At 63.1% G+C, this 12,528-nt stretch carries 12 protein-coding genes; 10 read left to right on the forward strand and 2 right to left on the reverse strand.

Annotated elements, in window-relative coordinates; all coding sequences use genetic code 11:
• Positions 1–2: 2 nt before the first annotated feature.
• The 3 genes from surE (at position 3) to ACIQUB_RS06465 (ending at position 3,149) form a co-directional block, all read left to right on the forward strand.
• On the forward strand, positions 3–770 hold the full coding sequence (surE, locus tag ACIQUB_RS06455; protein WP_113237026.1) for a 5'/3'-nucleotidase SurE: 768 nt from the start codon (positions 3–5) through the stop codon (positions 768–770).
• A 6-nt stretch (positions 771–776) separates the two neighbouring features.
• Positions 777–1,430, forward strand: a complete 654-nt coding sequence (locus ACIQUB_RS06460) for a protein-L-isoaspartate(D-aspartate) O-methyltransferase (protein ID WP_018900078.1) — start codon at positions 777–779, stop codon at positions 1,428–1,430.
• Between the two features lie 129 nt (positions 1,431–1,559).
• Positions 1,560–3,149: a peptidoglycan DD-metalloendopeptidase family protein gene (locus ACIQUB_RS06465; protein ID WP_113237027.1), complete on the forward strand. Its 1,590-nt coding sequence runs from the start codon at positions 1,560–1,562 to the stop codon at positions 3,147–3,149.
• A 131-nt stretch (positions 3,150–3,280) separates the two neighbouring features.
• On the opposite strand, the gene ACIQUB_RS06470 is transcribed toward ACIQUB_RS06465, so the two are convergent.
• Positions 3,281–4,153 carry an ATP-binding protein gene (locus tag ACIQUB_RS06470; protein ID WP_113237028.1) on the reverse strand — a complete coding sequence of 291 codons (873 nt, stop codon included), beginning with the start codon at positions 4,151–4,153 and terminating at the stop codon, positions 3,281–3,283.
• Between the two features lie 209 nt (positions 4,154–4,362).
• Here ACIQUB_RS06470 and yajC point away from each other — a divergent pair, with 209 nt between their 5' ends.
• The 7 genes from yajC (at position 4,363) to ACIQUB_RS06505 (ending at position 10,961) form a co-directional block, all read left to right on the forward strand.
• A complete protein-coding gene (gene yajC / locus ACIQUB_RS06475) occupies positions 4,363–4,707 on the forward strand; it encodes a preprotein translocase subunit YajC (RefSeq protein ID WP_047510188.1) in 345 nt (114 codons plus the stop codon).
• A gap of 55 nt (positions 4,708–4,762) precedes the next feature.
• Positions 4,763–7,294, forward strand: coding sequence for a protein translocase subunit SecDF (secDF, locus tag ACIQUB_RS06480; RefSeq protein WP_113237029.1), 2,532 nt, complete (start codon positions 4,763–4,765; stop codon positions 7,292–7,294).
• A 4-nt stretch (positions 7,295–7,298) separates the two neighbouring features.
• On the forward strand, positions 7,299–7,685 hold the full coding sequence (locus ACIQUB_RS06485; RefSeq protein WP_113199537.1) for an Mth938-like domain-containing protein: 387 nt from the start codon (positions 7,299–7,301) through the stop codon (positions 7,683–7,685).
• 3 nt (positions 7,686–7,688) lie between these two features.
• Positions 7,689–8,540, forward strand: a complete 852-nt coding sequence (locus ACIQUB_RS06490; RefSeq protein ID WP_113237030.1) for a phytoene/squalene synthase family protein — start codon at positions 7,689–7,691, stop codon at positions 8,538–8,540.
• A gap of 71 nt (positions 8,541–8,611) precedes the next feature.
• A complete protein-coding gene (locus ACIQUB_RS06495) occupies positions 8,612–9,079 on the forward strand; it encodes a hypothetical protein (RefSeq protein WP_113237031.1) in 468 nt (155 codons plus the stop codon).
• Positions 9,080–9,248: 169 nt separating this feature from the next.
• Positions 9,249–9,908, forward strand: a complete 660-nt coding sequence (locus ACIQUB_RS06500) for a peroxiredoxin (protein WP_047512084.1) — start codon at positions 9,249–9,251, stop codon at positions 9,906–9,908.
• A gap of 15 nt (positions 9,909–9,923) precedes the next feature.
• Positions 9,924–10,961 (forward strand): MBL fold metallo-hydrolase, encoded by a 1,038-nt coding sequence (locus ACIQUB_RS06505; protein ID WP_113237032.1) that lies wholly within the window; start codon positions 9,924–9,926, stop codon positions 10,959–10,961.
• Positions 10,962–10,992: 31 nt separating this feature from the next.
• Here ACIQUB_RS06505 and trmFO read toward each other — a convergent pair whose 3' ends face one another.
• Positions 10,993–12,426, reverse strand: coding sequence for a methylenetetrahydrofolate--tRNA-(uracil(54)-C(5))-methyltransferase (FADH(2)-oxidizing) TrmFO (gene trmFO / locus ACIQUB_RS06510; protein ID WP_113237033.1), 1,434 nt, complete (start codon positions 12,424–12,426; stop codon positions 10,993–10,995).
• Between the last annotated feature and the right edge of the window lie 102 nt (positions 12,427–12,528).

Raw genomic sequence — 12,528 nt, forward strand, 5'->3', positions numbered from 1 at the left:
CCATGCGCATTCTGCTTACCAACGACGACGGCATTCACGCGGAAGGCCTTGCGGCGCTGGAGCGGATTGCGCGCACACTCTCAGACGACGTCTGGATCGTCGCGCCCGAGACCGATCAGAGCGGTCTCGCCCATTCGCTGAGCCTGTCGGAGCCGCTGCGCCTGCGCAAGATCTCCGACAAGCATTTCGCGTTGCGCGGCACGCCGACCGATTGCGTCATCATGGGCATCAAGCAGGTGATGGAGATCAAGCCCGATCTCGTGCTGTCAGGCGTCAACGCCGGTTCGAACGTCGCTGACGACGTCACCTATTCGGGCACCATTGCCGGCGCCATCGAAGGCACCATGCAGGGCGTGCGCTCCTTTGCGTTGAGCCAGGCTTACATTCGCGAAGGCGACCAGCGCATCCTGCCCTGGGAAGTCTGCGAGACGCATGCGCCAGCGCTGCTCAATAAGCTGATGTCGGTCGATCTCCCCGAGGGCACCTTCCTCAATCTCAATTTCCCGAACTGCGCGCCTGACGAAGTCGAGGGGACGGAAGTGACTGCGCAGGGCAAGCTCGCCTTCAATCTGGAGGTCGATGCCCGCGCCGATGGTCGCGGCTTTCCCTACTACTGGCTGAAGTTCGGCGAGCGTGCTGGCGCCTTCGTTGACGGCACCGATGTCAACGCGCTCAAGAATAGCAAGATTTCGGTAACACCTTTGAAACTGGATCTGACCGATTATTCCGTACAGGACCGCGTGGCGCGGGCGCTTTCGGGTACGGAGTAAATCGCATTGGCGGCACGTCTGGTGGAGAAGGAAGAGTTTGCGGCACTCGTTTTGAGGCTGCGGGCCGAAGGCGTGTCCGATCTTGATCTGCTGACGGCGGTCGAGCAGGCGCCGCGCTCGCTCTTCGTGCCGCCGCAGTTTACCGAGCAGGCCTATTCCAGCCGCACCATCCCCATCGAGTGCGGCTCCTTCCTCGAAGGCGTCGATTTCGCCGTCCGCGTCCTGCATCACCTGAGAGTGAAGCCCGGCCAGCGTGTGCTGGAAGTGGGCACCGGCAGCGGCTTCATGACGGCTGTGATTGCCCGCATGGCCGAGCGCGTGCTCACCATCGACCGCTACAAGACGCTGACCTCGAACGCCCAGAAGCGTTTCGAGACGCTCGGCATTCGCAACATCATCGTTCGCCAGGCCGATGGCAGTGCCGGCCTGCAGGGCGAGGGCACCTTCGACCGTATCCTGGTCACCGCCGCCTTCGAGAGCATGCCGCGCTTCTATGCCGACCAGCTGGTTTCCGGCGGTTCGATGATCGCGCCGTTGATCATCTCCGAGACCGAATGTCGTCTCGTGCGCCTGACGAAGACTGGCAGCCGCTTCGAGCGCGAGGAGCTATTCAACTCCCCGTACCTGCCGATTGTTCCGCGCGTCGCCTCGCAACTCTGATCGCGTCGTCGCTATGGTTAGCGATTTGTCAAAAAACGCAAGCCGATGCTTCCGCCTTAACCGGTTGGTAATGCTAACGCGCTTTAATCATACCCACAAATGGTTGCGTTATTCAGTGGGTCGAGTGTCATGCGTTTCAGCGTTTCGCCTAAGTTCGGGAAGTCTGCCGGTAATGCCCTGATCGTGGCTCTCCTGGCGAGTGCTGCATCAGGTTGCAGTTCCGATGTGACACGTTTCGGCGGTCTGTTTTCTTCGTCCGGTCAGGACCAGATGACGACAAATTCCATTCCTCGGCGGAGCATGAGCGGCCTTCAGGCTGATCCGGTGCCGCAGGCGGACATGCAGGGCGGCGCGATGCAGCCCAACTATGCCAACAACAATCAGGCGATGAACCAGTCCTATCCGAGCCAGCAGTCGACCTACGGCTCGAGTGCTCGCATGGCATCGGCTCCGGTTTCCGTCCAGCGCTCCGAGCTTGCCGCTCCCGGCGCCGTGTCGCAGGCCCCCGTATCTGCTGCTCGCGAAAAGCAGGTCGCTCTCGCTCAGCCGTTCCCGGCCGCCAACGCGCCGCAGCATTCCAGCCAAGTCATCGTTCCGCCGAAGCGCAACGCCGACAACATCGTCACGGGCTCGACCCCGAAGGTCTCCGGCTGGTCCTCGACCAACGCTCCCTCGGTCACCATGCGTCCCGGCGAAAGCGTCGCGATCCTCGCCAACCGCTACGGCGTTCCGGAAAAGGAAATCCTGCGCGCCAATGGCCTGAAGAGTGCAGCTGCCGCAAGGCCCGGCCAGACCATCCTGATCCCGACCTTCAACGGCGGCAACGCCGCCAAGGCCGCCGCGCAGTCGAACGACCTTGCGAAGGGTGGTCAGGCGCCGCAGCCGGCTCGTGGCCAGGAACAGAACCTCGCGGTCATCCCGAACGGCTCCAACGCCTCGCGTGACAAGTCGATGGCAAGCGCCGACCAGTCTGGCAAGGCGCCCGTCGGCGCCGGCCCGAAGGGCGTGGGCGGCACCTACGTCGTCAAGTCGGGTGACTCGCTTGCCAAGATCGCCAAGGCGACCGGCAACAGCATCGACGACATCAAGGCCGCCAACAACCTCACGGCCGGCTCGATCCGCATCGGCCAGGAACTGAACATCCCGAACGGCAGCGGCTCCGCCGACACCATGAAGACGGCGTCGATCCAGCCGAAGGCCGAGCCCAAGCCCGCTGCACAGCCGGCATCCGCGCCGGAAACGGCTGCAACCCAGCCCGCCACCTACAAGGCGCCGGTCGCCACCGAAAGCGTCAGCGACGCCGCCAAGAAGGAAGTGGCATCGGCAGCACCTGAAGCAACCGGCATCGGCAAGTATCGCTGGCCGGTCCGTGGCGCCGTGATCGCCGCCTATGGCGCCAACGTCAACGGCAGCCGCAATGACGGTATCGACATCTCGGTTCCGCAGGGCACGGCCATCAAGGCCGCTGAAAACGGCGTCGTCATCTACGCCGGCAACGGCCTCAAGGAGCTCGGCAACACGGTTCTCGTTCGCCACGACGACGGCACCGTCACCGTCTACGGCAATGCCGACACGCTGAGCGTGACGCGCGGCCAGAAGATCCAGCGCGGCCAGACGGTCGCGGTGTCAGGCATGAGCGGCAACGTCAAGCAGCCGCAGGTTCACTTCGAAGTCCGCAAGGACGCGACGCCGGTGAACCCGATGACTTTCCTCGAGTAGGTTGGGCCTCGAGTAGGTTAGGCCTCGAGTAGGTCAAGAGTTTCCTCGAATAGGTATTGTGTATCGAGGACAATGCAAAAGCCCGGCGGACGCCGGGCTTTTGTCGTTTCAGGTGACGGTGAAAGCTGCCATCAGGCTCTGTCGAGCGCGATCCGCTTCCGGCCCGCCAGATCCTGGATATACTGCCAGGCGACGCGGCCCGAGCGCGCGCCGCGTGTCGTTGCCCATTCCAGCGCTTCCGCATGCAGCGTCTCGCGGTCGAGCGGCAGCTTGAAGTGGGCGGCATAGCCGTCGATCATCGTCAGATAGTCGTCCTGGCTGCACTTGTGGAAGCCGAGCCACAGCCCGAAACGGTCTGACAGCGACACCTTCTCCTCGACAGCCTCCGACGGGTTGATCGCCGTCGACTGCTCGTTCTCCATCATGTGGCGCGGAAGGAGGTGGCGACGGTTGGAGGTCGCATAGAACAGCACATTGTCCGGCCGTCCCTCGACACCGCCGTCGAGCGCCGCCTTCAACGACTTGTAGGCCGTGTCGTCATGGTCGAAGGAGAGGTCGTCACAGAAGACGATGACCCGGTGCGGCGTATCCTTCAACAGGTCGAGCAGCGCGGGCAGGCTGGCGATATCCTCGCGGTGCACTTCGACCAGCTTCAGCGAAACGCCGCTTTCGCGTCTGACATCTTCGTGAACGGCCTTCACCAGCGACGACTTGCCCATGCCCCGCGCGCCCCACAGAAGCACGTTGTTGGCGGCATAGCCCTCGGCGAAACGCACCGTGTTTTCATGTAGGATGTCGCGCACCCGATCGACGCCGCGGATCAGCGCCAGCGCCACGCGGTTTGGACGCTGGACAGGCTGCAGATGCTGGCGGGCGGGGGCCCAGACGAAGCAATCGGCCGCGTTCCAGTCGTTGATGGCGGGCGGCGGTCCCGCCAGCCGTTCCACGGCATCGGCAAGGCGGCGCAGTTCGCCGAGAATGATGCTGTTGACGTCTTCGGCCATGGCGTTTCCTCCTTGGGGCGTATGCGGCTGTGTGCCAATCGCTTTTCCTAGCCGGGTAGCATGGTGTTTTATAAGCGGAAAGGTTATGAGGCAGCGGAATCGGTACGGTTTTCGGCTGTTTCAGTTGCAATCGCAAAGACCATAATTATAGTCCGGCCACCGAGAAAAAAGGCGACAATCCGCCTCCGGAAAAGTTTGAGGAGATTAGCATGTTCATCACCCCGGCATTCGCCCAGGCCACCGACAGCGCGGCGTCGCCGTTCGGTTCCGGCTTCGAAATGATCATCCTGTTCGTGCCGCTGATGGTCGTCTGGTATTTCCTGCTCATCCGTCCGCAGCGCGCCCAGGCCAAGAAGCGTGACGAAGCCCTGAAGGCGATCCGTCGCGGCGACCAGGTCGTCACGTCAGGCGGTCTCGTCGGCAAGGTCACCAAGGTGATTGACGAAAAAGAAATCGAAGTCGAAATTGCTGATGGCGTGCGCGTTCGCGTCGTCCGCACCGGCGTCACCGAGATCCGCGTCAAGGGCGAGCCCGTAAAGGCAGACGCGGCATAATCATCACGCATATCCCACGAACCGGATCACCCGGATCTGACATAGTCGAGAGAAAATGCTTCATTTTTCCCGCTGGAAGACCCTTCTGATCTGGTTTGTGGTACTGGTGGCCGTGTTGATCGCGGCCCCCAATTTTCTGCCGGTCGGCCAATCCGGCCTGCTGTCTTCCTGGCTGTCCAAGCACCGCGTCGTGCTGGGCTCCGATCTTCGCGGCGGCACGCATGTCGTCTTCGAAGTCGATCGCGCCGATGTCGCGCGCCAGAAGCTGGTCGCCACCGTCGGCGAGATCAGCCGCTCCTTGCGCCAGGCCAATATCCGTTACACCGGGCTTACGGGCAACGACCAGACGGTCACCGTCAAGATCACCGACCCCGCGCAGGTCGACGCCGCCGTCGCCGCACTGAAAAATCTGACCTCGACACAGGGCGTCACGCTCAAGCAGACCAATAGCGGTGACCTCACGATCGAGATCGCGGATGCCGCCATCGACGCCGCCATTTCAGACGCGCAGGCCCAGTCCGTCGATATCGTCAGCCGCCGCATTGCCGGCCTCGGCAATCCGGATTTCGCGATCAAGCCCGAGGGTGCCGATCGTCTTGATGTCCAGGTCTTCGGCGTCATCGATGCCGAGCGCCTGAAGAATATCCTCAACGAGCCCGCCAAGCTCTCCGTGCGCATGCTCGACGAGACCATGTCGGGACAGGACGCGGTCAACGGCCGCTGGCCGGCGAGCTCCGAGGTTCTCTATTCGCTGGATGATCCGCCGGTTCCCTATCTCGTGGACCGCACCGATTTCATCACCAGCGCCAATATCGTCGATGTCCAATCCTTCGCGGATGCGCAGGCCGACACGGTGGCGATCCGCTATGCGCTCGACGCCGAAGGCACCAAGCGCCTGGCGGAGAAGACACAGCAACACGCCGGCGGCCACCTCGCCATCATCTTTGACGACCAGGTCATGGCGTCGCTCCCGATCAGCGCGCCGATCCTTGACGGCAAGGGCGAGATCCCGGTCAGCTACACCGAGGAAGGCGCCAGCGACCTGGCTCTCATGCTGCGCGCAGGCGCTCTTCCGGCGACGTTGACGACAGTCGAGGAGCGCACGGTCAGCCCGGCGCTCGGTGCGGAATCGGCGCGGGCAGGGCTCGTCGCCGGCATCGTCGCGGCCATCCTGGTGATCGGCCTGATGTTCGGCTTCTATCGCGGCCTCGGCCTGATCGCCGCTTTGTCGCTGCTCCTGAACCTCATTCTCATCCTCGCGGTGATGAGCCTTATCGGTGCCACGCTCACCTTGCCGGGGATTGCCGGCATCGTGCTCATCATGGGCATGGCGGTTGATGCCAATGTCCTGATCTATGAGCGCATTCGCGACGAAGCGAAAACCGGCCGGCCCTTCTTCGAGGCGATCGACTACGGTTTCTCCCGTGCGATCATGACGATCCTCGATGCCAACGTCACCATCTTCATTGCCGCCGCCATCCTCTATTTCCTCGGCAACGACGCCGTGCGCGGCTTTGCCGTCACGCTCGCCGCCGGCATCCTGACCACCATCTTCACGGCGGTCACGCTCACCCGCTGGATCGTCGTAACCTGGCTGCATCGCCGTCATCCCCGGCATCTGCCGAAGGATGTCCACACCGGCATCTTCGATCGCGCCAACATCCGCTTCATGGGCATTCGCCGCTACGTCTTCACCGCCTCGGCCGCCCTTTGCGTCGCAGCCATGGTAGGCTTCGCCGCGGTCGGAATGCATCTCGGCATCGATTTCGCCGGCGGCTCGATCATCGAGGTCAAGGCCAAGCAGGGCCCTGCAGATATCGAGGATATCCGCGCCCGCCTCGGCGATCTGCCGATCGGCGACATCCTTGCTCGCAGGCTGGCCGATCCCGCCGGCGCGCTGATCCAGCTGGAAGCGCAGGGCGGCGGCGAGAATGCCGAACAGTCGGCGGTCACGCTGGTACGCGACGAACTCGCCAACGACTATGATTTCCGCCGCGTCGAAGTGGTCGGCCCCGCCATATCCGGTGAACTCACCCGCGCCGCCTCGCTCGGCGTGCTGGCGTCGCTCATCGTCATCCTCGTCTATATCTGGATGCGCTTCGAGTGGCAGTTCGCTGTCGGCGCCATCGTCGCCACGCTGCACGACATCATCCTGATCCTTGGGCTCTTCGTGCTCACCGGCATCGAGTTCAACCTGACCAGCGTCGCCGCCCTTTTGACGATCATCGGCTATTCGCTCAACGATACCGTGGTGGTCTACGACCGCATGCGCGAGAACCTCAAACGTTACCGCAAGATGCCGCTGCCGATCCTGATCGACGCGTCGATCAACCAGACGCTGTCGCGCACCGTGCTGACCGCCGCCACCACCATGCTGGCGCTGCTCGCGCTGGCAATCTTCGGCGGCGAGGTCATCCGCTCCTTCGCCTTCATCATGTTGGCTGGCGTTGCCATCGGCACGTTCTCCTCCATCTACATTGCTGCACCGGTGCTGATCGTCTTCAAGCTCCGCCCGGATGCGCTCGATAACGATAACGACAAGAAAGTACCGGAACCGGCCGCCCAGCCCGGCAAGCCGGCAGTGTGAGAATATGGCAAGAGGCATTGAAATACGCGAAGCGCATTTTCCCGGTCGCGCTCCGATCGATACCTACGGGAACGGCGGCTTCCGCTTCGCCGACATGTCGCATCGCGGCTCCATCCTCTGCCTGCCGTCAGGCATCCACGGCTGGAACATGGACGCGACCATGCCGCTGTCGATCGAAAACCTGCAGCGCGTCTTGAACGAGGCATCCGAGATCGAATTCCTGCTGCTCGGCACCGGCGTCGACATGCGCCCGATCCCGGCGGAGCTGAAAGCCGCGCTGAAGGGCGCCGGCATTTCCTCGGACTCGATGAGCACGGGTGCGGCGGTGCGCACCTTCAACATCATGCTGATGGAATCGCGCGCCGTCGCAGCGGCGCTGATCGCGGTCTGACGCATGGCCGATCAATCCTCGACGAACCAGGACATCTGCCTGGCGATGCTGCGCGACAGCGATCGTGATCGCTATCTCGCCTGCCTCCTGTCTCCCGAAGACAAGCGCGGCGCGCTGGCGGCGCTTTACGCCTTCAACGCCGAACTCGCCCGCATCCGCGATCTCGTGCATGAGCCGCTTCCCGGCGAAGTCCGCATGCAATACTGGCGCGATCTTCTGGAGGGAACCGCGCACGGCTCCACCGAGGCCAACCCGGTGGCTGCCGCGCTGCTGGCCGCAATCGAGGCGCATCGCCTGCCGCGCAAGACATTGTCGGATATGATCGACGCCCGCATCTTCGACCTCTACGACGATCCGATGGAATCGCGCGGCGCGCTGGAAGGCTATGCCGGCGAGACGGCCTCGGCGCTGATCCAGCTCGCAAGCCTGATCCTGTCGCCCGAGGAGGCGGCGCGGTCGGCCGAAGCCGCCGGCCATGCCGGTGTCGCCCAGGCGATCGCGGGCTTGCTGCTCTTGATGCCGCTCCATCGCCATCGCGGGCAGATCTATATCCCGCTCGAGATCCTGGCCGCGACCGGGCTTGACCGAGACACCTTTCTCGCTGGCGAAGACAAGGCACGCATCTCGGCCGCCATCGAGGCCTTCGCCGGGCTTGGCCGTGACCATCTCGCGAAAGCGCGCAAGGTCGCCATCCCGCAGGCGGTCTTCCCCGCCTTCCTGCCCGCATCGCTTGCCGCGCCGGTTCTGTCGAAGGCGCAGAAGCTGGGGGCGGGGCTGTTCGATCGCTCCGCGCAGCAACCGCAATGGCGCCGCCAGATCGGCATGACCGTGGCGCTGATGCGCAAGAAAATCTGAGGCTCGTTCAAACTCGCGCAAGCCTCGCGCGTTATAGCTGTCATCATCGCTTGCTTTGAATGGAGTGTGACGTGAGCATATTGATCTGGGCCACTCTTTTCGTGATGCTCGTCATCGTGGCCTTCATCGCCGTGCGCATGTCGGCGAAGCATGAGGAGCAGGGCCTGCACGATACCGGCCTTGCCATCATCGAGTTCAACCGCGCCTTCCCGACCGAAGCGATCCGCTCGCTGCAGGCGACGGCCAACGGCCAGGTGGTCTTCGTTCGCCTGCACGACAACAAGGCCGGCTTCATGCGCAGCATGCAGCGCCATTACTCCTGCCAGGTCATTCAGCCGGGCAGGGTGCGCGTTCAAAGCTCTGAAACCGGAAAAGGGCTGACGGTCGATTTCCTCGATACGCCCCACCAGAACGGCACCTTCGAATTCGCCTCGCCGAAGGAAGCCTCCGAAGTCGCCCTCTGGCTGCTCGGCAACTACGTCGCCGAACCCGACCGCGAGCTGCCGCTGGCAGACCCGACCGCCGCCAACCACCGGTAAACTGCCCCCAATTTTCACTCGATCAATGCCCGGCCATGCGCCGGGCTTTTGACGTTTTTCCGACCGCGCTACCTCTTTCGTGTCATATTGCCTTAGTCCTCAAAGTGGAGCATGTTTCGCGCACGCCGCGAGACCTCATGAATTTTCCTACAACTTATTGGAGGTAAGTATGCTTGCGATCAACGACATTGCTCCCGATTTCGAAGCGCAGACGACCGAAGGCACGATCAATTTTCACGATTGGATCGGCAGCTCCTGGGCGGTTCTGTTTTCGCATCCCAAGGATTTCACGCCCGTCTGCACCACGGAACTCGGCTACATGGCGAAAATCAAGCCGGAGTTCGACAAGCGCGGCGTCAAGATCATCGGCCTCTCCGTCGATCCGCTGGATCGTCACGACGGCTGGATGAACGACATCGAGGAAACGCAAGGTACGCGCCCCAACTACCCGATGATCGCCGACGTCGATTTCAACGTCTCCAAGCTCTACCACATGCTGCCGGCAGCCGTGTCGGGTGATCCGACAGTCCGCACCGCGGCCGACAACCAGACGGTCCGCAACGTCTTCGTCATCGGCCCCGACAAGAAGATCAAGCTCATCCTCGTCTACCCGATGACGACCGGCCGCAACTTCGACGAAGTCATTCGCGTCATCGACTCTCTGCAGCTGACCGCGAAGCACAAGGTCGCGACGCCGGCCAACTGGCAGAACGGCGGCGACGTCATCATCGCCGGCTCGGTCTCCGACGAGGACGCAAAGAAGCAGTACCCTGACGGCTGGGTGTCGCCCAAGCCCTATATCCGCATCGTGCCGCAGCCGAAGGGCTAAGCACAGGAGGCGAAGATGATCTTCCGTCAGCTTTTCGACCCCGCATCCAGCACCTACTCCTACCTGATGGCAAGCAGGCGGGGCGGGGAGGCGCTGATCATCGATCCGGTCCTTGAAAAGGTCGATCGTTACCTGCAGCTCATCCACGAACTCGACCTGAAGCTGGTCAAGGCCGTGGACACGCATCTGCATGCCGATCACATCACCGGTCTTGGCGCCTTGCGCGACAAGACCCATTGCACGACCGTCATGGGCGAGCAGACCAAGGCCGATGTCGTCTCGATGCGCCTGTCCGACAACGACAGGCTGACGATCGAGGGCTTGTCGCTCGATGTCATCTATACGCCCGGTCACACGGACGATAGCTACAGCTTCGTCCTTCCCGACCGTGTCTTCACCGGCGACACGCTTTTGATCCGCGGCACCGGCCGCACCGACTTCCAGAACGGCGATCCGCGCGCCCAGTTCGAATCCATCTTCGGCCGCCTGCTGAAGTTGCCCGGCACGACGCTCGTCTACCCCGCCCACGACTACAAGGGCGACACGGTCTCGACGATCGGCGAAGAGAAGGCCTTCAACCCGCGCCTGCAGGTGCGCTCGGCCGACGAATATGCCGACCTGATGAACAATCTGAAGCTCGCCAATCCGAAGATGATGGACGTGGCGGTGCCGGCCAACATGAAGATCGGCATGGATCATCACGACGTCGACAGTCACGGATGGTCATTGAGCGTCCGGCAGGTCTTCGATCTGATGGGCAGGCCCGACGTCGCGCTGATCGACCTGCGCGAGGATAGCGAACGCCAGCGCCATGGCGTTATCCCGTCATCGCTGCATTTTCCCTATCCGGCGCTTGCAGAAAGCATCAGCGCCGGCGGCGTTCTGCATGAACTCGGCGTATCGACCACCAAGCGCCTGGTCTTCTACTGTGCCTTCGGCGAACGCTCCGCCATGGCGGTCCAGGCCTCGCACGATGCCGGCATCGCATCCGCCTGCCACATCGAGGGCGGTATCGACGCCTGGAAGAAGGCCAACGGGCCGGTCACCCACTGACCTGTCTTGGCTTGTGAGCAAAGCGGCCTGATCAGGCCGTCTTTGCCACCGGCAATGTCTCGCCAAGCCACGTCGCGCAGTCGCTCAGCGCCCGCTTGGCGATCAGCTGCCGCTTCATGATCGTCTTGTCCTTGCCGCGGAAGCGCTTCACGCCCTCAGGCTTGACGATCGAGCCCGGCTCAAGCTCCGGAAACAGCCCGAAATTGATGTTCATCGGCTGGAAGGAACGCTTGCCCGGTTCCTCGTCGTTGCTGATATGCCCGCCGGTGATATGACCGAGCAGCGAACCGAGCGCGGTCGTCGCAGGCGGCAGCGATACCGTTTCGCCCTTGCGCTCGGCAGCTGCGAACCGGCCGGCGAGCAGGCCGACGCTGGCGCTTTCGACATAGCCCTCGCAGCCGGTGATCTGGCCCGCGAAGCGCAGGCCCGGCCGCGACTTCAGCGTCAGCGAACCGTCGAGCAGCGTCGGCGAGTTGATATAGGTGTTGCGGTGCAGGCCGCCGAGACGGGCGAACTCGGCGTTCTGCAATCCCGGGATCATCTTGAGGATCTCGGTCTGCGCGCCGTATTTCAGCTTCGTCTGGAAGCCGACCATATTGTAGAGCGTGCCGAGCGCATTGTCCTGGCGCAGCTGCACGACGGCATAGGCCTTGACCGTCGGATTATGCGCGTTGGTGAGCCCCATCGGCTTCATCGGCCCATGGCGCAACGTCTCGCGGCCGCGCTCGGCCATGATCTCGATCGGCAGGCAGCCGTCGAAATAGGGCGTGCCTTCCCACTCCTTGAACCCGACCGTGTCGCCGGTGATCAGCGCGTCGACGAAGGCATTGTACTGCGCCTCGTCCATCGGGCAGTTGATGTAGTCCTTGCCGGTGCCGCCGGGGCCGACCTTGTCGTAGCGCGACTGATACCAGCAGATATCCATGTCGATGCTTTCGCGATAGACGATCGGCGCGATGGCGTCGAAGAAGGCGAGCGCATCGGCGCCGGTTTCCGCCTGGATGGCGCCAGCAAGCGACGGCGCCGTCAGCGGGCCGGTGGCGACGATCGCCAGATCCCACTCCTTCGGCGGCAGACCGGTGATCTCCTCGCGCATGACAGTGATCAGCGGATGATCGTGCACCGCCCGCGTGACGGCTTCCGAGAAGCCGTCACGATCGACAGCCAGCGCGCCGCCGGCCGGCACCTGGTGCTTGTCGGCGCAGGCCATGATCAGCGATCCCGCCATGCGCATTTCCGCATGGATGACGCCGACGGCATTGGCGGTCGCATCGTCCGAGCGGAACGAGTTGGAACAGACGAGTTCGGCCAGATGATCCGTCTTGTGGGCATCGGTGCCGCGCACGCCGCGCATCTCGTGCAGGATGACGGGGACGCCGGCGTTTGCGATCTGCCACGCGGCTTCGGAGCCCGCGAGCCCGCCGCCGACGACGTGGATGGGAGAATGGGAAGAGGTCTTTGTCATGCGCGGCTGATTATCACGCCGCGCCATGACAGCAAACTGGATATTGGCGGGAAACCGGATATTTGAGCAGCACCTGCTGTACCCCGGTCGCCCCGCCATTCT

The organism is Rhizobium sp. NPDC090275 (assembly GCF_044772225.1).
Classification (GTDB): Bacteria; Pseudomonadota; Alphaproteobacteria; order Rhizobiales; family Rhizobiaceae; genus Rhizobium.

Excerpts from the sequence above, each read along its gene's own strand:
- surE (WP_113237026.1), top strand. The coding sequence starts at position 3 with ATGCGCATTCTGCTTACCAACGACGACGGCATTCACGCGGAAGGCCTT.
- ACIQUB_RS06465 (WP_113237027.1), top strand. The coding sequence starts at position 1,560 with ATGCGTTTCAGCGTTTCGCCTAAGTTCGGGAAGTCTGCCGGTAATGCC.
- ACIQUB_RS06470 (WP_113237028.1), bottom strand. The coding sequence starts at position 4,153 with ATGGCCGAAGACGTCAACAGCATCATTCTCGGCGAACTGCGCCGCCTT.
- yajC (WP_047510188.1), top strand. The coding sequence starts at position 4,363 with ATGTTCATCACCCCGGCATTCGCCCAGGCCACCGACAGCGCGGCGTCG.
- secDF (WP_113237029.1), top strand. The coding sequence starts at position 4,763 with ATGCTTCATTTTTCCCGCTGGAAGACCCTTCTGATCTGGTTTGTGGTA.
- ACIQUB_RS06485 (WP_113199537.1), top strand. The coding sequence starts at position 7,299 with ATGGCAAGAGGCATTGAAATACGCGAAGCGCATTTTCCCGGTCGCGCT.
- ACIQUB_RS06490 (WP_113237030.1), top strand. The coding sequence starts at position 7,689 with ATGGCCGATCAATCCTCGACGAACCAGGACATCTGCCTGGCGATGCTG.
- ACIQUB_RS06500 (WP_047512084.1), top strand. The coding sequence starts at position 9,249 with ATGCTTGCGATCAACGACATTGCTCCCGATTTCGAAGCGCAGACGACC.
- ACIQUB_RS06505 (WP_113237032.1), top strand. The coding sequence starts at position 9,924 with ATGATCTTCCGTCAGCTTTTCGACCCCGCATCCAGCACCTACTCCTAC.
- trmFO (WP_113237033.1), bottom strand. The coding sequence starts at position 12,426 with ATGACAAAGACCTCTTCCCATTCTCCCATCCACGTCGTCGGCGGCGGG.